At 38.1% G+C, this 20140-nt stretch carries 15 protein-coding genes; 6 read left to right on the top strand and 9 right to left on the bottom strand.

The window, feature by feature from the left end; translation table 11 throughout:
* The first annotated feature begins 88 nt into the window (after window positions 1-88).
* From GVN22_RS17020 to GVN22_RS17010, 3 genes are all read left to right on the top strand, one after another.
* The gene (locus GVN22_RS17020) at window positions 89-1444 is read left to right on the top strand and encodes a TolC family protein (protein ID WP_166552213.1); all 1356 of its coding nucleotides are present in this window, start codon (window positions 89-91) and stop codon (window positions 1442-1444) included.
* 84 nt (window positions 1445-1528) lie between these two features.
* Window positions 1529-2578 carry an HlyD family secretion protein gene (locus GVN22_RS17015; RefSeq protein WP_166552212.1) on the top strand — a complete coding sequence of 350 codons (1050 nt, stop codon included), beginning with the start codon at window positions 1529-1531 and terminating at the stop codon, window positions 2576-2578.
* A 65-nt stretch (window positions 2579-2643) separates the two neighbouring features.
* Window positions 2644-4224 (top strand): MFS transporter, encoded by a 1581-nt coding sequence (locus GVN22_RS17010; RefSeq protein ID WP_166552211.1) that lies wholly within the window; start codon window positions 2644-2646, stop codon window positions 4222-4224.
* 252 nt (window positions 4225-4476) lie between these two features.
* Here the strand turns inward: GVN22_RS17010 and GVN22_RS17005 are convergent, their stop codons facing one another.
* From GVN22_RS17005 to GVN22_RS16965, 9 genes are all read right to left on the bottom strand, one after another.
* Window positions 4477-6390, bottom strand: coding sequence for a YgiQ family radical SAM protein (locus GVN22_RS17005; protein WP_166552210.1), 1914 nt, complete (start codon window positions 6388-6390; stop codon window positions 4477-4479).
* A gap of 343 nt (window positions 6391-6733) precedes the next feature.
* Window positions 6734-7057 carry a thioredoxin gene (gene trxA / locus GVN22_RS17000; protein ID WP_095163746.1) on the bottom strand — a complete coding sequence of 108 codons (324 nt, stop codon included), beginning with the start codon at window positions 7055-7057 and terminating at the stop codon, window positions 6734-6736.
* Window positions 7058-7186: 129 nt separating this feature from the next.
* Window positions 7187-8038, bottom strand: coding sequence for a type IV pili methyl-accepting chemotaxis transducer N-terminal domain-containing protein (locus GVN22_RS16995; protein WP_166552209.1), 852 nt, complete (start codon window positions 8036-8038; stop codon window positions 7187-7189).
* Window positions 8039-8121: 83 nt separating this feature from the next.
* Window positions 8122-8883, bottom strand: a complete 762-nt coding sequence (locus GVN22_RS16990; protein WP_166552208.1) for a tetratricopeptide repeat protein — start codon at window positions 8881-8883, stop codon at window positions 8122-8124.
* Window positions 8884-9088: 205 nt separating this feature from the next.
* Window positions 9089-10234, bottom strand: a complete 1146-nt coding sequence (locus GVN22_RS16985; protein WP_166552207.1) for a hypothetical protein — start codon at window positions 10232-10234, stop codon at window positions 9089-9091.
* Window positions 10235-10369: 135 nt separating this feature from the next.
* Window positions 10370-11353, bottom strand: a complete 984-nt coding sequence (locus GVN22_RS16980) for a hypothetical protein (protein ID WP_166552206.1) — start codon at window positions 11351-11353, stop codon at window positions 10370-10372.
* 157 nt (window positions 11354-11510) lie between these two features.
* A complete protein-coding gene (locus GVN22_RS16975) occupies window positions 11511-12887 on the bottom strand; it encodes an MBOAT family protein (protein WP_166552205.1) in 1377 nt (458 codons plus the stop codon).
* 214 nt (window positions 12888-13101) lie between these two features.
* The gene (locus tag GVN22_RS16970; protein ID WP_205690937.1) at window positions 13102-14733 is read right to left on the bottom strand and encodes a M28 family metallopeptidase; all 1632 of its coding nucleotides are present in this window, start codon (window positions 14731-14733) and stop codon (window positions 13102-13104) included.
* Window positions 14734-14792: 59 nt separating this feature from the next.
* Window positions 14793-15248: an Lrp/AsnC family transcriptional regulator gene (locus GVN22_RS16965; RefSeq protein ID WP_166552204.1), complete on the bottom strand. Its 456-nt coding sequence runs from the start codon at window positions 15246-15248 to the stop codon at window positions 14793-14795.
* 149 nt (window positions 15249-15397) lie between these two features.
* Here GVN22_RS16965 and GVN22_RS16960 point away from each other — a divergent pair, with 149 nt between their 5' ends.
* The 3 genes from GVN22_RS16960 (at window position 15398) to GVN22_RS16950 (ending at window position 20135) form a co-directional block, all read left to right on the top strand.
* The gene (locus GVN22_RS16960) at window positions 15398-17923 is read left to right on the top strand and encodes a serine hydrolase (protein ID WP_166552203.1); all 2526 of its coding nucleotides are present in this window, start codon (window positions 15398-15400) and stop codon (window positions 17921-17923) included.
* Between the two features lie 91 nt (window positions 17924-18014).
* Window positions 18015-19055, top strand: coding sequence for a DUF1611 domain-containing protein (locus tag GVN22_RS16955; protein ID WP_166552202.1), 1041 nt, complete (start codon window positions 18015-18017; stop codon window positions 19053-19055).
* 9 nt (window positions 19056-19064) lie between these two features.
* Window positions 19065-20135: a mandelate racemase/muconate lactonizing enzyme family protein gene (locus tag GVN22_RS16950; protein ID WP_166552201.1), complete on the top strand. Its 1071-nt coding sequence runs from the start codon at window positions 19065-19067 to the stop codon at window positions 20133-20135.
* Window positions 20136-20140: the final 5 nt, after the last annotated feature.

Below are 20140 nucleotides of genomic sequence, written 5' to 3'. Positions count from 1 at the left end.
GGTGGAGGAATTTATAAACTTTCACCCAAACATATTTTCATTTTTCACTCTCGCAATCAGGTACATTTATAGTATCTGAGTTGATTTTATGACAACGTACAAACAGCCAATTCAAGGAAAGAGTTTTTTCCTTGGAGGTTTGCTTATGCTTGCCCAAACCACTTATGGACAACATATTAGCCATACCACAAGCAATAAGGTTTCTTTAAATTTATCGGAGGCTCTGAATCGCTTGAAAGAAAACAGTCCTTATCTCTTACAAGCAAGGATTCAGACTGAAGTAGCCCACGAAAAAGTAAAGGAAGAAAGAGAAATTCAGCTACCAGATTTAGATTTTCATGCTTCGTATTATCGTATGAGCAATATGGTTGAGTATCAACATGCAGACCAAGTAGTTCATTACCAGACAATTCCTGACATATATGATGCAACTGTGAATGTCAAAATGCCTCTTTATCAAGGTGGAAGAATCAAAATTGGTATTAAGCAAGCTGAAAAAAGAGTAGAAATTGCGCAACTTCAAGAGAAACAAGTTTACCGAGAAAAAGCCCTTGAAGTCATACAAACCTATTTGGGGATTTGTAAGTTGGTGGCGCTTGACTCACTTTTGAAAGAAACGCTAAAAGAACAAAACGAACGACTTAATTTGGTAAGTGCTTTCAAAAAAAATGGTACAATTACCAAAGAAGAAGTGTTACAAGCGAGTCTTCAATGCTCAAATTCAACCCTCGATATTTTGACTAATGAGCGAAATACAAAAGTATTGCTCAATGATTTGAAAACTCTTCTACAGATTCCAGAAAGAGATACTCTGTTGCTAGACACTAAGTCGGCTCTCAGCATGAATCATACAGAATTGTTGATAGATAAGCTTCAAGAAGGTGCTTTAAATCGTGAGGAGGTAAAAATAAAACAACAAGCTACTGAAATTAATGAGTTGGGATACCAAGCCATCAAAGCATCGACCAAGCCAACTTTGAGTTTGTTTGGGACTTTTGGTTACAACTATCCCAACTATATGTTGTTCTTATTTCCTCCACATCCATACCTGTATAGCCTTGGGAGAATTGGGATTGATATGAATTTTAGTATTTCTCACTTGTTTAAAGTCAAGACCAAATTAGCTATGGCAAAGCAATCGATTGAGCTTGCACAAGTTCAAGAAAAGATTCAAAAAGATGCCATTCAAGATGTTATGTATCGAAGATATATGGCATGGCTGGAAACTCAGGATAAGATAAAGGTTATTGAAAAAGCGATTGCACAGGCCAATGAAAATTATAGAATTCTGAAACAAAAGTATTTTAACCAAATGGCATTACATACCGAATTGATGGATGCTGATACAGCTTTGTTTCGAACTCGCTATCAACTTTTGTCAGCACAAATAGATGCTGTGGCAAAATACTACGATCTTCTTTACACTTCAGGTCAACTCAACTAAATGGGCATAAGGGGTTAGTTATTAGGTAATTGAAGGAAATAATTCTCTTTTTTCTAATAACTGTCCCTTAGGCTGTTTTTTACAATGAATCAAATTAAGCCAAACGATACAAGTCGAATTTTTAATGCAGTAGTCAGTGTTTTTGCCAGCGGACTTACCCTCGGAGGCATTGCCTTAGGAGGCTGGTATATCATGTATTATCGTAATCATGAGCAAACCAATGATGCCCAAATAGAGCAATATGTTACGCCAGTCATGAGTCGTGTGACAGGATATGTAAAGGCAGTTAACTATCAGGATAACGGTTTTGTCCATAAAGGAGATACGTTGATTCAGCTTGATGAACGTGAGTATAAGGCTAAACTAGATATGGCGTATGCCGATTTTGAAAATGCCTTAAAAAACGAAAATGTTATTACTAAAAAGGCACAAACTACGCAAAGCAATGTGGCAATACATCAAGCACAATTGAGTGCATTGAAGGCAAAAGTTTGGGAAATGGAAAGAGAGTATCAGCGTCAGCTCAATTTGTTGAAAGAGGAGGCAACGACTGAACAGCGAGTAGAAAGTGCCAAAACGTCTTATGAGGCTGCTCAAAGCAATTATCAGGAAATAATTGAAAAAATCCATAGCACAGAACTGATGGCAAGCGAGGCAAATTCGGTAATTCCGTTTGGCAATACCATTATTCAACAGAAAAAAGCTAGTTTGGATAATGCAAAATTATTTTACTCATACACCGTTATTACAGCCCCGTATGACGGTTGGGTAGGAAAACGAACTATTCAGCCTGGACAATTAATCAAAGAAGGACAAACCCTTTTGTCTGTAGTAAGTAAGGAAAAATGGATGGTTGCCAATTTTAAAGAAACCCAGATTCGTTTTCTGAAAATTGGTCAAACGGTTGAATTCAAAGCCGATGTCACAGGTGATAAAGTATGGCATGGACAAATTATCTCTTTTTCTCCCGCCTCAGGAGCACGATTTTCGTTGCTTCCTCCCGACAATGCTACAGGTAATTTTGTCAAAATTGAACAGCGAGTTCCTGTGAAAATATCTATCCAAGAAATAACCGATGTCGCCTATCCTTTATTGAGAGCTGGGCTGAATGTGGAGGTTTTTGCCAAACATTAGCGGTGAAAGTACCTTATTATGAACGCTGGTTTTAGAGGTATTTTGCTTTGAACATATATTTAAAGATGAAGAAAACATCCATTTTCAAACCTTGGGTGCCTAATTGGGCTATTCAGGTGGTGCTGGTGATTTGTATGTTGCATACCATGGCTTTGCTTGGATTATACACTTCCAATATTTCTTATGCTGCCAGTTATTTCGACATTGAGCCTGAAGACTTACAATTTAGTATGAGTCTAACCTATGGCACTTTTCTGGCGACGATATTAATAGAAAGTCGACTATTCAAATATTTTCCTCCGCGCAACTATCTTATTTCGATTTATCTGCTTTCGGCAGTATTATTTGTGACTTCTGCCTATACCAACGATTTTGTTGTTTTTGCCTTTCTGCGAATACTCGAAGGAATATTAATGGCATTGCCTTGGATACCATTGCGTATTTTGATGTTGTCTAGAACTAAAAGTCCTAACGCAACGATTATCGTTTTTTCGATTACCTATGGTGCTTTGTTGGCTGCAAGTCCCTTCATAGTCAATATTGCAGTTTGGTTGCTCGATGTACACGATTGGAAATACATGACTTTTGGATCTGCTATTTTCCAAATTATGGTGGCAAGCCTGATATGGCTAACATTTACAGCTAATCGTTTTCATCGAAAAATACCGCTTTATAAAGTTGACTGGACCAGTTTTGTTTTGTTGACCATTGCAATCTTGACAGGTGTATATGTGCTCAATTATGGCGAAAAATTGTATTGGTTTCAGTCTGAGAATATTGTTATTTGTGCCATTACTAGCTTGGTATTGAGCGCTTTGTTTATTATACGACAAATGACTTACCGACGTAGTTGTTTTGATATGCGAGTGTTTTCTTATCGAAACTTACGATTGAGTTTGTTACTTTTCATTGTTTTTTATATCTCCAGAGCTACACTGACGATATGTCACACCACCATGAGTAAAGTCTGGCAATGGGAACCGCTCAGAGTAGCACATGTACAGTATTTAAACCTGTTAGGTGTCTTTTTCGGAATGACCATTGCTGGAACGATGATGGTAAAAAAGTTGCCTACCAAACTGATTTTGATTCTAGGCTTTTTGACGATGGCTATTTACCATTGGTGGTTTACTTTTTTATTTTTACCTGATGTGGCACTTTCGCAAATGTGGATTCCTTATATGTTGCAGGGTGTTGGAGTAGGGGTATTGTTTGTGCCTTTGGTGCTCAATACCGTTTCGGCTGTTCCAGCTTATTTAGCTCCGTTTGCAGGTGCAATTGGTGTGGCAGGAAGGTTTTGGGGCACGAATATTGGTTTTTGTTTAGTTCAAAATTTTCAAGTGTATTTTATCAATAAACATCGATATATTTTTCTGGAAAAACTGTTACCCGAAAATCCAACCACAACAGGAATCGTGAGTACCATCCAAGAATCATTTGTTCAAAAAGGATATGACCTTGCGCCAGCCGCCACTTTGGCCATGAAGAAAGTCAATGCAGGAGTGCAGACCCAGTCTTTTTTATTGGGAAATATGGAGCTTTTTACCGTATGGGGCTACGGCTTATTCTTGGTAGCGTTGTATATTGCTTTTAACAAGCACCTCCGTTTTTCCTTTAATTTGCTGAAAAATAAATACTTTTCTTAGAAGTTCTTATTGAGTGAGTTAGTGATTGAGTAGTTGAGTGATTGTTTTTAATCAATGCTTCATGATTAAGCATTATCCTATCAAAAAAAGCGGTCGAAAAATCAATTTTCGACCGCTTTTTAATGAAAATACTTGAAGGAAAATCCTTATTCTGGGATAAGTCTATATTCTATGTGTCCGAAATCAGAAATCCCAAATCAGAAATCCTTTGTCCACTCCAAACTCCACATTCTTAACTCCGCACTCAAAAGCTTATCTTCTAAATTTGTTTTTTCTTCGTTGGCTATTAGAAGATTTATCAAATTCGGCAATCTGATCTGCGGCTTGTTTTTTAGGATTTGCCAATAATTTTTCCGCTAAATCAGGGCGTTTGAGTTTAATCAAACGTTGCTTAATCCAAGTCTTGATTTCTGGTTTGTACCAGAAGAAATATTTGTTTTGCGCTAATTTTTCTTCTCTTGTTTTAGCCGTAGCAATAGGCTGTAAAGTGTATGGGTGTACACCAGAATAGTAAATTACCTCAGCTACTGTCATTGGGGTTGGCGTAAAATCCTGAACTTGTTCTAGTTGGAAGCCCAAGTCTTTGGTTTCAGCCGCCAAGTTAGCCATATCTACCTCCTCACAACCAGGGTGCGACGAGATAAAGTACGGAATCAGAGGTTGATTCATGCCGTGTTTCGTCTGAATTTCATCATATTTCTCCTTAAACTTTCTGAAATATTTGAAAGAAGGTTTACGCATGATTTTCAAGGTGTTGTCAGAAGTATGCTCTGGCGCTACCTTCAAACGACCCGACACGTGACGTGTAATCAATTGTTCCATGTATTCATCATGGTTTCCGTCTTGATTATTTTTGTTGAAATCATCAACCAATAAATCATAACGAACTCCAGAACCTACGAATGCTTTTTTGATTTTCGGATGCTCATCTACCTTTTTGTACAATTGCGTCAATGGCTTATGAGAAGTATCTAAGTTTGAGCAAATCACAGGGTGAATACAGCTCGGACTCTGACATCTGGCACAAATCGACTCATCTTTACCTTTCATGCGGTACATGTTGGCTGATGGTCCGCCTAGGTCAGAGATATAACCCTTAAATTCAGGATGTTGTGCAATTTGCTCAACTTCCTTCATAATAGAGGTTTCACTTCTTGAAGCAATAAACTTACCTTGGTGTGCCGAAATAGTACAAAAGCTACATCCTCCAAAACAGCCACGGTGCATATTCAAGGAGAATTTAATCATCTCGTAGGCAGGAATCGTACCTCTCTTTTTGTATTTCGGGTGCGGTAGCCGAGTGTATGGCAAATCAAAAGATTTATCCATTTCGGTCTCCTCCATTGTCTTAAAAGGAGGATTGATTACCAATGTTTTTTTACCTACTTGTTGAGTAATACGATTGGCTTGCCATTTATTCGACTCAACTTCTACAATTTTGAAATTGGAAGCATATTTAATTTTGTCTTTCAAACAAACCTCGTGACTTGCCAATTCAACCGTTTCCCATCCATTAAATTCTTGTAAAGGCTCATTTGATGGCTGTAAATAGGCAATTTGGTTCACGTTTTTGATAGTATTCATCGGAATACCTTGCTTAACCAATCGCAATAATTCCCTGAGAGGTTGTTCTCCCATGCCATAAACCAACAAATCTGCACCAGAATCCTCTAAGATCGTTGGCATCAATCTGTCTTGCCAATAGTCATAGTGTGTGACACGACGCAAAGAAGCCTCAATACCCCCAATCAATACGGGCACATCTGGGTATAATTCTTTCAGGATTTTGGTATATACAGTCGTGGCATAGTCTGGACGATAGCCAGCTTCGCCACCTGGGGTATAGGAGTCATTAGAGCGCAAACGCTTGTTGGCGGTATAGTGATTCACCATTGAATCCATACAGCCAGCCGTTACGCCAAAGAAATATTTTGGACGACCAAATTTTTTAAAATCTCTTAAATCATCTTTCCAGTTGGGTTGTGCCACAACTGCTACTCTAAAGCCCTCGCTTTCGATAATACGGCCGATTACGGCAGTACCAAAAGCAGGGTGATCTACGTAGGCATCTCCCGAAATCAATACTACGTCTACATCGTCCCAGCCACGTTTTTCAATCTCTTTTTTGGTAAGAGGCAACCAGTCGGTAATCGGTCTTTCTAACATAATGCAAAATTACGCAAAAAATGCGTGTGTCGTAGCTCAATCAAGAGATACAGGCTAACAAGTGGTATGAATGTTTCAAATGGTGCAAAAAAATCTGCACAGCAGCATACGGTGGTGATAGATTATGAGCTATTAACCTTGATAGCTCGATTGCTAAACAATCTGAGAAGCAAAAAAGTTTGAAAGAATCAAAATATTTATGGAAGGTTGCAGAAAATAATTGGGTATTCTTGCGGAAATAAAAAGGCGAAGTTAGAAATCATCTAACTTCGCCCTTATATAAAAACAATTGAAATCGTATAAATTTAAGCTTGAAAAGCATAAAACACTTTTCAAATTCTTATTATGCGTGTTTCAAAAGAGTTTGTTCCAATACAGATTTAGGGATATTACCACCTACTAATCTTTCTTTCAATTCACCATTTTTGAAAATCATCAAAGTAGGGATAGAACGGATACCTAAAGTTGCAGGAACTACTGAGTTTGCATCTACGTCCATTTTAGCTACTACTGCTTGACCATCTACGTCGTCAGCAAGAGCCTCTACAACTGGACCGATCATTTTACATGGTCCACACCATTCTGCCCAAAAATCTACTAATACAGGTTTGTCTGAGTTAATAAGCTCCTGAAAGTTTGCGTCAGTAGCTACTACGTAATTTCCCATTTTTTTAATCGTTATAGTTAATGTATTTCGTCAAAGTTAAAACATTTTATTCAACAATATTGGTTCACTTTGAAGGAAAATAATCTATGTTATAGAATGGAATTTGCTAACAAATTGGCATAGAGAACGTTATTCTAGGAGTTTTGCATACATTCCCGTTATCTTATCCATCTTCTGTAAAATGTTGCTTGTGACCTTAAACATCTGAGCAACATCCATTCCTTTATTCTCAAAAGTATAACAATTGTCTTTTGTACATCGTTCCTCAACTTCTCTCCAATCTGCAATTACGTTGGCCAGAGCATCGTCGATATCTGTAGTGTTAACCTCAGATATAATGAGTTTGCTAAAATTTTGCTGAATAAACTCTGCAAAAGATTTAATTTTTTCAGTTGGAAATTGCTCTGTAATTCCCCAAACATAGGCTGCATAATAAAAAGTGAGTCTTTGCGATAACATTCTTTGGCGACCAGCGGTATTGGTATTTTCGGCGATCGATAAAATGGTAGCTCCTTCCGAATTAGGTTGCTTCGGGAGAGTTCCAGCATATTCCACGTATGCCTTGACCAATTCGTCACAGGCTGTTAAAACAGAGGTATTTTTCTCTAAAATCAAAACAGCATTATCCTTCGTTGTTTCGGCGCTAATGAGCTTTTTATATTCTTTCCACAAAACTTCCTCTTTTATCAGGTGTGCTTTGATTTTTTCTGATGGTGCAAAACCTGATAATACTTTGAAGTTTTCCTCAAAAAGAATGATGGAGGAAGCTCGCTCCTTGGTAGCTAGTTCTGTATGGATATTCATTCCAATATATACAAAATCTTTTGCCATCCTTTGGGTTAGCATACGTTGTTTGCCTGCTATATTGACAGCTGTGCCCAGCGAAATTTGATTGCCAGCGTCAACGGATGTAGTATTTTGAGCTATCAAAAAGGTTAAATTCGAGATAGTGATAAGAAGTGCTAATATTATCGTTTTCATGGGTATGGAGTTGGGGTTAATAATGATTGGTTAAGACAGAAGGTACTAAAAGCCAGCACCAAATCCTTCAAGGATTAGGTGATTTAGTTGTTACTTATAAGGGTGTTTTTTAAACTAATGCTCTGATTATAAAGTCGGTACCATTTTTTGGCTTCAGGAAGATTTTTCGGCGTATTGGGCGTGCCCTTTGTGTACAGATTGGCTAGCATCCATTGTGCTTCGGTATGCCCCTTTTGACCAACATCGGTGAGAATATCCAAAGCTTTGGGGAAATTTGCTTCAATCTGGTTTGCTCCAAACCAATATAATCTACCAAGTTGAAACCCCGCCTCCAGATTACCTACCCGATAAGCCATCTCAAAGTAATCCTTAGCAAGAAGTGCATTTTTGGGAATTTCGGATACTCCTGAAAGGTATAATTTACCAAGTTCTGTGGCAGAATCTGGGTCAGAATCATACAAATAAGCTCGTTTGAAATACTTTTGAGCATTTAGAAAATCACCAGTCTCTTTGAAGCAAATTGCCAAATTCTTTAATGAGCTAGCCTTCATCATTGGAGTATCCTTGTAATCGAGATACAAAGGAAACGCCATGTTATGTTGCCCCGATTTGAATAAAGAATCTGCCCTTAACAGGCCATCTTTGGCAATTCCGATTGGAAGGGTTGAATGCGCAACTGTCCTAAACTTGCTTTTTAGCTTTGGTTGGGATAGTTTTTTGTGAGAAGATTTTTTGGGTTGATTTTTAGCAATGGAGGTACGTGCCTTCCGTTTGTTGACAGAAGACTTACGCAAAGTTTGTGCCTGAATATTGATGCTCCCCCAAGCTAACAATATCCACAGCATTTTTTTGTGCATAGGACGAAACGTATATAAGTAAAAATTAACAGAGTTAGCGTAAATATACCCAAGTGACCGAATAAGTCAAGTAGTTTGGGTAAGTAATTTTTTAGAAAATGATATAAATTTCTACCGAGAAATACTTACATAAAAATAGTCCAGTATTTTCTTCGATAGAGAAAATACTGGACTATTGAAAAGGACTTGTTTATTAATAATTCTCGTAATACTTACGAATTTTTCGAGTTAGCTGATCATAGATTGGTTTGGTAAATTCCGTGAATAGAATTTGTGGTGCTGGTGGCAACAATTCCTTGTTTTTGCAAAGATTCAATTGATCTTTGGTTAAGGCACGTTCATCGCCGTTGAAATTAGCCCACTCGTTTACCCACACAAAACTCCCAGGTATTTTATCTCTATAAATAACTTGCTTGGTCTGAAAATCAATTATTTGCATATCCAAAATGCCGTTTGAAGTGACTGTTTTACGACTTTTGGTATATTTGGCTGTTACTTTATTGTAAACAGGTACTTTCTTGCCGTTTACAGTTGCTTCGCCTACTTTCACACTATCCTTACTCGTAATATTTTCGGTATTGGTATTCATATAAGTTTGCCCAACCATGAACTCGTCGAATTGCAAACGGATAATTTGTTGCGGTTTAAGTTTTATATCACTCGCTTGTTGAGGACCATAGAATTGTACGAAAATATTCATCTTAGGGTTTGTTCTTAAAAACTCATTCACCTTATCCTGAAAATATTCGTTACTCAACTGGTATAATTTTGAGGTAACCGTTACTTGTTCCACTACGACATTTACGGCAGCATACGAATAGGCATTATCCATTTTGTTGGAAACGTCTTTGTACCCAGGAATAATTTGAGATGCGCGTTCAAAGTCTAAAAATGCCATTTTGGCCTCTTGACGATTTCCTCTGGCATTGCCTAAATGGAAATTTCCAGAATCATATCGGTCGGCCGCTGCCAAATTACGAGCAGCTTGTAGCGGCTCAACAAACTTTTTGCCATCGCCTATCACACGAATACAAGGGGGGCAATTATCAATTGCCGAACCAAGTTGATTCATCGCATCGTACTCGGAGATTACTTTTTCCCAATGAAACGGTTCTGTAGATTTTTCCCAATTATTAACTCTGCCCTGATGATAATTCAGTGCTAAGGGATAAGCTTCCTTGAGAACTTGTTGAGAGGTGCTATTGGTAGGGCTTTTTTGAAGTCTTTCGACGGCCGTGTAAACAGCCTCGTCGAAATTTCCTTTTTCTAATGCTTTTTTTCCTGTTGAACAAGCCGTCAAGGCAACACCAAGAAAGATTGTATAAAGTTTTGAATTCATAGAGTTTTGATCCGAGTTCTAAAGTTTTGTAGGTCTATTAAAACTGCAAACTTTGTCAAGTTTCTTCAAATATCCTAGAATGCAAGGGTAAAATGAATAATCGGGGTAAAAAGCATGACTTTTTACCCCGATTTGTTACTTAGAAAAATGCTTTTGATAAAAACTCTTTTCTACTTCCGATGGATTTTGTGGTTGTTTATTTCTTGAAAAACGATTTCTATGTGAAAAATACATGTCTAAAAAATCATTTCCATTGACCGTTAGAATGACCACATCTGGCTCAGCAAATTGAGCTTTTTCTTTATACAAGCTCACATAATCGTCAATTGAATACCCCCAGTTGGCGGCATTCAACATTTCTTTGTCAGGAAAAGCAGTTTGCAGGAGGTTGGTACCAATATTTTTATTATCCAAAAAAGGAAAATACATTTCCGAATCTCCCAAAAACAAGATACGTTGTTTGGTTTTAGTGCTTGATACATCCGTATCCATTCTCAAACCTTGGGCATTGGTTTTTACACGGTAAGGAAGGCCTTTTCCACCATCCAAAATTTCATCATTTGAGGGAAATAAATCCCCAAAAGTTTCAGGCTTTTCTGCAAACGTCTTCGTTGATTTTACAGTACTGAATTGTTTTATGATGGGTGTTAATTCTTCAGCAATAATTTTAGCGCCTTCTTTTGACCAGTGACCGTCCTTGGGTAGTTGCGTAACTACTTTTGGGTCTTGATTGGCTAGTTTTTGTGTTAAATCATAAAAAGGGACCTGTAATTCTTTGGCATATCCTTCTACCAGTTCTTTGCCAAGACGATTACTTTTGGTCAAACTTTCGCCCACTTCTGGACTTAAAAAGGTAATTACTAGCTGTGCACCGTTTGAGCTAACAGCTTTTTGAAGTTCTACTAACTGGTTTTTATAGCGTGTCTTAAGTTCATTGTACACTTTTGTGGAAAGTGTGTCATCCTCAAGAATTTCTTCTCTTGGAATTTCAGGATATTCAGCTTGTACGGTTTCTTTTAAATTGGTCGATTGCGTTTCAGTCGTTTGTTTTTTGTCGCTACAAGCCATTATCATAACTCCTGTTGCAAAAGCAAAAGCCAAATTTGTTTTTTTCATCATGTCAAAACTGTTTTAACGGGTTGGTAAGTATTAGTGCCGAATTGTGAGCAATGAATTGTGAATGTAATTTTGTGATTATCAGTTTTTTACATTTAAAATTCATCGGCTCTTATTCTACACAATTACTAAATTGATTAATCTATTATAGTCTGTAATATTAAAATTTAAAGTATATATACTCGATGGGATTTTGAGTTGGCCACATCCAGTAAATAACACTGATAACACTGGCGTAAATGACCAATCTAATTGACAGCGACCATCCAAAAATATCAGCAGGATGCTTCTTATTTCTCTGCAACCATTCAACAAACACTATCATTGCTGATAAACCAAGTCCCATGATTCCGATATCTGGGATAGAAAAGTCATTGAGTTTAAACATGTCTTGATAGTAGGTAATGGCAGTAGCAAAGTCGGGAGACCTGAAAAACACTCTCGTAAAAGCGATAGATAAAAAAACTAAAAGCATCGAGAAAAAGCCTTTCATGCCATATTGGGTATCATTTTTCTCTCTCGTCCAACCTGTCAAAATTGCCAATATGAATAAAAGTCCGTTGAAACTTCCCCACAGAATAAAGTTGGCGTTGGCACCATGCCAAACACCACTCATAAAAAACACGATAAAGATATTGACCATATATTGCCACTTGCTGCTACCTCTACCGCCTAACGGAAGGTAGATATACTCCTTGAGCCAAGCACTGAGTGATAAATGCCATCTACGCCAAAATTCGTCTATGGTTCTTGAAATAAATGGGGAGTTGAAATTCGCATTGATTTTAATACCAAAGAGTTTGGCAATTCCCCAAGCCATATCTGAGTATCCAGAAAAATCCATATAAACCTGAAAGCTATAGAGGACAATGGCAAGCCAGAGGTAAATAAATCCTAGTTCGCTATGGTTATAAAAGATATAGTCGACTGGCTTAGCTAATAACCCAGCCACGATTACTTTTTTAAATATTCCAAATAAAATGCGCTGAGTAGCCTCCTCAACAGAACTGATTGAAATACTTCTCGATTGGCTATATTGTGGAAGATCTTTGTAAGCAATAGGAATCGGACCAGACAGAAGTTGCGGAAAGAAAGACAAATAAGCTCCTAGGGTAACGGGGTTAGTTACAGGCGATAATTTTTTTCGGTAAATATCTACCAGATAACTGGAGGCAGCCAAAGTGTAATAAGAAAGCCCAATGGTGGAGGCAAACTTATAGATTGACGTTGTACCTGAAAAATCACCCAACATCCAGTTGTAATACTTGGCAATAAATAGTTGTGAGAATATGAGAAAAAGACCAAGCCATAGGATGGTTTTTCTTTGCTGAAACTTCTCTAAAGCATTACCAAGCGACCATGTTATCAGCGATATTACAGCCCACAAAGCACAAAGTTTAAGGTCGACCTGTGCATAGAAATATAGACTTCCGACAAGGAGAATGATATTTTGGATTTTGAAGTTAGCCTTAAAAAGCCAATAAATAGGACATATTACGCCAAAGAAATAAATAAAATTAATCGAGTTAAACGGCATACGTTAAGTTTGTGTGTTATAATTTAGTAAGGTATGGTTCTGTATTACAATGACTGAAAAAAGATTACAAGCGTTGCCTAGAATAAAATATTCTATTTTGGATGGGTGCAAGAAGTAAATTAAGATAAGCTATTTAATAAGAAGAGGAGTAAAAAAAAATGAGCAAAAAAAATGCCAATAAAAAAAGGAATGACAAACGTCATTCCTTTTTTACTTATTTCTTTCCAAATTTTCCTCCGAAGAAATCTCCAACATTCCAATCTGGTGACTTGGAGTCTTGTGCTACATAGTAGCCAATCAAATAATTTACTTTTACATGAGTGGCTGCTGCATCAAAGTCAAAGGGTTGAGACATATCGTCTTGGGGCGTGTGATAGATGGTGCTTCTCCAACCAACGTCAGATTTGCTTCTATCAATCGTGTCACTTGGGACAGTTTTAAAACCACTTTTTATAAATAAGGCTGGAATACCTTTTTTGATAAAACTAAAATGGTCGCTACGAATAAATACCACTTGCTCTGGAAATGGATCAGGACTAATACCCAATCCTAAAATTTTTGCCGTTTTTTCTACTTGCTGATTCAAACTTGAATGCTGTGCACCATAAGGCACAATATCCAAAACAGGGTGGAAGAAGAACGGCATATCAATCGCCAAATCGGCTACGATTTTTCCATTGAGTGGACTATTACTAGCAAAATAATCAGAACCAAGCAAGCCGAATTCTTCACCCGTAACGATGGTGAAAACAATGGAACGTTTTGGTGCTTCTGGTAAATTTTTAAACGTTTGAGCAATTTCCAACAAAATCGCCACACCCGACGCATTGTCATGCGCACCATTGTAAATAGAATCACCTTTCACTGGAGCTCCAATACCAAAGTGGTCAAGGTGTGCAGTGTAAACGATATATTCGTCTTTTAGCTTTGGATCAGAACCTTCGATGATTCCTACCAAATTTGAACCTGCCACAGAAGTAAACTGTGTATTAACTTTAATATTTGCCTGAATATTTAGATCAAAAGATTCGGCTTTGCCAGCTTTGGTACTTTCTACTGCCGAAGCAAATGTTTTTCCTGATTTGGCAAATAGTTTCTCAGCTTTGTCAGGATTAAAAGTAGCTACAGCTTTCAAGGCAGGGAAGGCATCATTCGGCTGTCCTTCTTTGTTTAACCATTTGAAAGTCCCTTGTTTGGTTCTGCGAACAGTAGCTTCCCAAGTAGAACGCTTATCGTTAGGGAAGTTTACAGCGATTACGCCCACCGCGCCACGTTTGATAGCTTCGTTATATTTTACAGGGTTTGTTGTAAAATAGGCTCTTTGATTGGAAGGGAAACTTTCTGGGGCTGCATTGAAAAATACGACAATTTTGCCTTTTACATCAATTCCTTTATAGTCGTCATACTGCATTTCTGGCGCTGAAATACCATAACCTACAAAAACCAGTGGTGCGGATACAGACGATTCAGATTGGGGCATATACGGACTAGCGATAAACTCTTGACCATAAGTCAAAGTTTCTTCTCCCAGCTTCATGGTCGTAAGTTTTTCACTCACGATTCCTTTTTTCAAAGGCACAGGCTGTAAATAACCTCCGTCTGGCATAGCTGGTTTCAAGCCGATGCGCATCATTTGAGTTTCTACAAATTTTGATGCAACCGAAAAACCTCTAGTACCGGGTTGACGACCTTCGACCAAATCATCTGCCAAAAAGGTCATGGTCGCTTTGATAGCATTAGGATTGATATTTTTTAGGTTTTTCACTTCTGGACCACCTTTTTGTCCAATAGCTGAAAAACCCAAAAGACAAGCCATGGCGCTTGCCGAAAGAAAAGATAATTTCATTGGTTTTTGTGTTGACGATTTTATGAAAAAATTTAGTTTGATTTACAAAGATACATGATTTAATCCACGGGTACCGCCGTTGTGTACTTAACATGATGAAGCACCACCGTACTACTATGCACCTTTATGGAAGGAATTTCGGCCATTCTGCGTAAAAAACCATCATACTCTTTGATGTCTTTGACATATACTTTGAGCTGATAATCAACCGTGCCTGCCAAGTGATAGCACTCTATTACTTCTGGCATATTTTGTACGATTTGTTCAAAAGTATCGATGTTCTCATGGGTATAAATGGGCATGGATATATTGCAGAAAACCACCTGCCCACGACCAGTTTTTTCGGGGTTGACTAAGGCAACGTACCCTGAAATAACACCCTCTTTTTCCAACCTTTTGATTCGCTCAAAAACAGGCGAGGTGGTCAGATTCAACATTTCGGCTAATTCTTTAATGGTGAGTTTGGCATTTTGCTGTAATAACTGAAGAATTTGTTGGTCGGTCGAGTCCAGCATAATATTCTGTTTAATAATTTAATTGTATGTTAATAAAGCAAAATATGCTTATTTTTTTGAAAATGACAAAAATTAGTAGCGTGATTTTTATTAAATTAAAGAATAAAATATAAATTTCGAATAAGTAATCAGCATAAACATCTGATAAAATGCCTCTAAAAAGAAACTTGTTATGGCTGCTTATGGCAGTGCTTTATCCTTTTTACAGGACGACTGCCCAGCTGACTCCTCAGAAAATTGTCCAAGTGGATAGTGCTATGCGTGTACTACATGCTCAAGGTCAATTTAGTGGAGTGGTTCTTTTGTCTGAAAAAGGAAAAATCAAGTTTCAAAAGGCGCTCGGATACACTGATTACTTACAGCGCAATGCGCTAGATGCGGCTCAGCCCTTCAATCTTGCCTCAATTACTAAACAATTCGTAGCCACGATGACTATGAAACTCTTTGAGCAAGGGAAATTGGAATATGACCAGCAGGTTATCAATTTTATTCCAAATTTCCCTTATCAAGAGATTACTATTCGTCACCTACTGACGCATACTTCTGGTTTGCCAGAATATTTTGATTTGGCCATGAGTCATCTCAATACCTTAGATACCCTTACCAACGATAAGCTCATTCAATTACTGGTTGAAAAACATCCTCCGCTCAATTTTGCTTCAGGAACAAAATGGGAGTATTGTAATACAGGTTATTTGCTTTTGGCAAGTATTATTGAAAAAGCATCAGGAACTTCTTTTGAACACTTCTTCAGCACTCAAATATCCCAGCCTTTTGGACTTAAAAACACTTTTGTTTATTTTCTGAATGGTCCTAATCAAAACAGAAAACATGTTTTAGGTTTTGAAAGAAAAAATGGGAAAGCCATCTCCAATGATCTCATTCGTTTGGATGGGGTTGTTGGCGATGGCAATATCTATGCAAGTGCAGAGGATTTGAATAAATGGATTCAATTGGTGACTGAGAACAAGGTGCTTAAACCTGCCACTTGGACTGAGGCTTTCAAACCTGTTCAACTCAAAGATGGTACAACTTATCCGTATGGCTTTGGTTGGGGAATTACGGAAAATGGATTTGAGCACACAGGCTCATGGGTTGGTTTTCAAAATGCTATTTTCAGAAATAACAAAACCCAGACAACTGCCATTGTGCTATCAAATGGTACAAACCCAATTTTTAGAAATATTCTCAAAAAAATACTTGCGGGTCAACCTTTTCATTTACCCAAAACACATTTAATCAAAAATATCAAATTGATAGATGGTACAGGTTTACCTAGTCAACAAGTTCAGGTTAGGATTAAAGATAATAAGATTTGGGAAATTGGCAAATTAGAGCCTTTTGATGGCGAGACTGTCACCGATGGAAATGGACAAATCTTGGCTCCAGGCTTTATTGATTCGCATAGTCACCATTTTGGAAGTTTGGATAAAACGCCAACTGCCATCCCAATGCTTAGTCAGGGAGTTACCACGATTGTTATAGGACAGGATGGTAGTAGTTATGCCATGGATAGTTTGAGCAAATGGATGAAAGAAAAACCTGTTGCGGTTAATGTTGCGTCCTATACAGGTCATGCGACGCTCCGACAGAAGGTGATGGGACCACGAGGTTTGTACCGAACTGCAAAGCCAGAAGAGGTCAACCAAATGAAAATCTTGTTAGAAAGTGAACTTCAAAAGGGTTCGATCGGCTTGAATACTGGTTTAGAATATGAATCTTCCTTTTTCTCGAATCGTGATGAAGTCCTTGCACTAGCCAAAGTAGCTGCTGAAAACGGTGGACGATATATGAGTCATATCAGAAGTGAGGATATAAATCTGACCGAAGCAATCGACGAAATTATTGACATTGGCAGAGAAACAAAAATTCCTGTTCAAATTTCTCATGGAAAAATAGCCCTTCGTTCTCAATGGAAATCTGCACACGAAATATTAGCGAAACTTCAAGAGGCTAGAGCAGAAGGTATTCAAATTACGGCTGACTGCTATCCATATACTTTCTGGCATTCGACCTTAAGAGTACTTTTTCCTAAAAGAGATTATACCAATCTTGAGAGTGCCCAGATGGCAACTGAACAGCTTTTTGACCCCAAAGAATCTATCATAGTTCGTTTTGCTCCCAATAAGACTTATGCTGGCAAAACGCTTGTAGAAATTGCTGGTTTACGTGGAAAATCAGAAGCACAAACGCTGATGGATTTGGTAGCCGAAGCTGAGGAGTTTGACAAGAAAAACCCTGATTATGACGAAGGAATAGAAGCCATCATGGGCAAATCTATGGACGATGAAGATGTGGAGGCCATATTGGCTTGGCCTCATACGAATATCTGCTCAGATGGAGCAGGAAGTGGACATCCGAGAGGACATGGGGCCTTTACGAGAGTGTTAGGTAAATATGTGCGAGAGAAAAAGCTATTCACTTTGGAAACAGCCATCTATAAAATGACAGGACTCACAGCCGAAAATCTTGGTATCCAGCTTAGAGGTCTTATCAAACCAGATTATTTCGCCGACATGGTACTATTTGACCCAGAAACGGTCGTAGACCATGCCGATGTGAAAACCCCAAAAGCTATATCATCAGGTATCAAAATGGTTTGGGTCAATGGTGAATTGGTTTGGCAAGACCAAAAGCCTACAGGAAAATTGTCTGGACAAATGATCAAACGATAACATTCATTTTTCACCTTAATATCTAATCCTAAAAGGGCAATCGCATTCATTTGCTTTTGCCCTTATTTAAACTCCCTATCACCTCACAAACATGAACAAAGCGATAGTATTAACCAACGGTTTATTAGAAACAAACGACGCCAAAACGGCACATGGCTTAATAAGAGGTACCGAGCGATTCGAAATCGTTGGTGTAATCGATACGCCTAAATTGTCGGGCCAAGATGCTGGAGAAGTTTTGGATGGAAAACATCGAAATATACCAGTGTTTGGTTCTTTGGAAGAAGCTATTGAACAATTGTTAGAGATTAATTATTTAATCATCGGTGTGGCAACTGTAGGCGGAGTATTGCCTCCAGCCATGGTTGGAATTGTAGAAAAGGCCTTGGGAGCAGGTATTTCTGTGGTAAATGGACTTCATGAGTATTTGACTGACAATCCTGTTTTTGTCAAATTAGCGGAGGAAAAAAACTTGGAACTCATCGATATTCGTAAGCCCAAGAAACGTCAGGATTTACATTTTTGGACAGGAGAAATTAATCAAGTAGATGTGCCAATTGTGGCAGTTATGGGTATGGATTGTGCTTTGGGAAAACGTACTACTGCGAGATTATTGCGTCAATGTGCCGAACAAAAAGGTATCTCCGCAGAAATGATTTATACGGGTCAAACGGGTTGGTTACAAGGCGGGAAATACGGATTTGTATTTGATTCTACGCTCAATGATTTTGTTTCGGGCGAATTAGAACATGCCATTGTTACTTGTTGGAAAGAAGCTAAACCTGCCTTTATTTTGCTCGAAGGACAATCTGCCTTAAGAAACCCAAGTGGTCCTTGCGGATTTGAGTTCATTATTTCAGGAAATGCCAAAAAGGTTGTATTAGTACACGCACCCAAGAGAAAATATTACGATAACGATCCCCATTGGGGCGAAATACCTAGCGTGAGTTCAGAAATTGAATTAATACAAAAACTAGGAGCAGAAGTGATAGCTTTGGCACTGAATACGGAAGATTGTACCGAAGAAGAATATCTAGGATTTAGGGATAGCTACCAAAAAGAATTAGAAATTCCTGTCATTTTACCCCTTCAAGATGGGGTAGAGGAGGTTTTAAAGCTAATTTTAAACTAACCATACACCATGAAAATCGTAGCTATTCGTGCTTATATCAAGTATTTGAAACTTACCAAACCTTATACAATTGCCTATAGTACATTTTCAGATGTGCAACTGGTATTTTTAGAAATTGAATTAGCAAATGGAATTGTCGGCGTAGGTTCGGCAAGTCCTGCTGAAGAGGTTGTTGGTGAAAATCCAGCTCAAACTTTAGTTTCCCTACAAACTGATTTTGTTCAAAAATTAGTAGGACGTGATATTCGACATTTTCAGAAAATTATCTTTGAATCGCAACAGTATTTTGGGTATTTGCCTGGCACTCTGGCAGCGATTGATTTAGCACTTCATGATGCTTTTTGCCAATATTTATCAATTCCAGTAGTTGATTTTTATGGGAGAAAGATAGAGGCTTTGCCAACTTCTGTTACCATCGGTATCAAGAGCGTGGAAGATACCTTAATAGAAGCAAAAGAGTATTTGGAGGCAGGTTTTACAACACTAAAAGTAAAAACAGGATTGGATTGGCACGAAGATATAGAAAGAATTGTGGCACTTCGCAAATCGTTTGGCAATGCTATAACAATCCGAGTAGATGCCAACCAAGGATATGATATAGATACGCTTCTAAAATGGCTAGAACATACGCAAAGTCTCGCTATTGAATTGGTAGAGCAACCCGTAGCGGTTGGAGAAGAAAAGAGCTTATATCAAACCTTAGATTATGCCTCAGGAATTGCCGCAGATGAAAGCTTGAAGGATGCGAACTATGCCATCAAGTTTGCTGCTGAACCCAAAAGGTTTGGTATTTTTAATATCAAACTGATGAAATGTGGAGGACTTTTACCTGCTTTAGAAATAGCTCAAATTGCCAAAAATGCGGGAATTAGCCTATTTTGGGGTTGTAACGACGAAAGCATTGCCAGTATCACAGCAGCCTTACATCTTGCCTACGCTTGTCCCAATACAAAATACCTTGACCTAGATGGCAGTTTTGACTTGGCTGAGGACTTGGTAACAGGAGGTTTTGAAGTCAAAAAAGGTTTAATGTATCTCAATGAGAAAAGTGGATTTGGTCTTTCTTTGTTGAAGCTATAAATAGG

The sequence above is a fragment of the Cellulophaga sp. BC115SP genome, from assembly GCF_009905545.1.
GTDB classification, from domain to species: Bacteria; Bacteroidota; Bacteroidia; order Cytophagales; family Spirosomataceae; genus Flectobacillus; species Flectobacillus rivi.
Note: the sequence above shows the minus strand (reverse complement) of the source record. Positions and strands in the feature narration are given on the sequence as shown.

Bases quoted from the DNA above. Each gene is read 5' to 3' on its own strand.
- GVN22_RS17020 (WP_166552213.1), top strand. From the start codon at position 89: ATGACAACGTACAAACAGCCAATTCAAGGAAAGAGTTTTTTCCTTGGA.
- GVN22_RS17015 (WP_166552212.1), top strand. From the start codon at position 1,529: ATGAATCAAATTAAGCCAAACGATACAAGTCGAATTTTTAATGCAGTA.
- GVN22_RS17010 (WP_166552211.1), top strand. From the start codon at position 2,644: ATGAAGAAAACATCCATTTTCAAACCTTGGGTGCCTAATTGGGCTATT.
- GVN22_RS17005 (WP_166552210.1), bottom strand. From the start codon at position 6,390: ATGTTAGAAAGACCGATTACCGACTGGTTGCCTCTTACCAAAAAAGAG.
- trxA (WP_095163746.1), bottom strand. From the start codon at position 7,057: ATGGGAAATTACGTAGTAGCTACTGACGCAAACTTTCAGGAGCTTATT.
- GVN22_RS16995 (WP_166552209.1), bottom strand. From the start codon at position 8,038: ATGAAAACGATAATATTAGCACTTCTTATCACTATCTCGAATTTAACC.
- GVN22_RS16990 (WP_166552208.1), bottom strand. From the start codon at position 8,883: ATGCTGTGGATATTGTTAGCTTGGGGGAGCATCAATATTCAGGCACAA.
- GVN22_RS16985 (WP_166552207.1), bottom strand. From the start codon at position 10,234: ATGAATTCAAAACTTTATACAATCTTTCTTGGTGTTGCCTTGACGGCT.
- GVN22_RS16980 (WP_166552206.1), bottom strand. From the start codon at position 11,353: ATGATGAAAAAAACAAATTTGGCTTTTGCTTTTGCAACAGGAGTTATG.
- GVN22_RS16975 (WP_166552205.1), bottom strand. From the start codon at position 12,887: ATGCCGTTTAACTCGATTAATTTTATTTATTTCTTTGGCGTAATATGT.
- GVN22_RS16970 (WP_205690937.1), bottom strand. From the start codon at position 14,733: ATGAAATTATCTTTTCTTTCGGCAAGCGCCATGGCTTGTCTTTTGGGT.
- GVN22_RS16965 (WP_166552204.1), bottom strand. From the start codon at position 15,248: ATGCTGGACTCGACCGACCAACAAATTCTTCAGTTATTACAGCAAAAT.
- GVN22_RS16960 (WP_166552203.1), top strand. From the start codon at position 15,398: ATGCCTCTAAAAAGAAACTTGTTATGGCTGCTTATGGCAGTGCTTTAT.
- GVN22_RS16955 (WP_166552202.1), top strand. From the start codon at position 18,015: ATGAACAAAGCGATAGTATTAACCAACGGTTTATTAGAAACAAACGAC.
- GVN22_RS16950 (WP_166552201.1), top strand. From the start codon at position 19,065: ATGAAAATCGTAGCTATTCGTGCTTATATCAAGTATTTGAAACTTACC.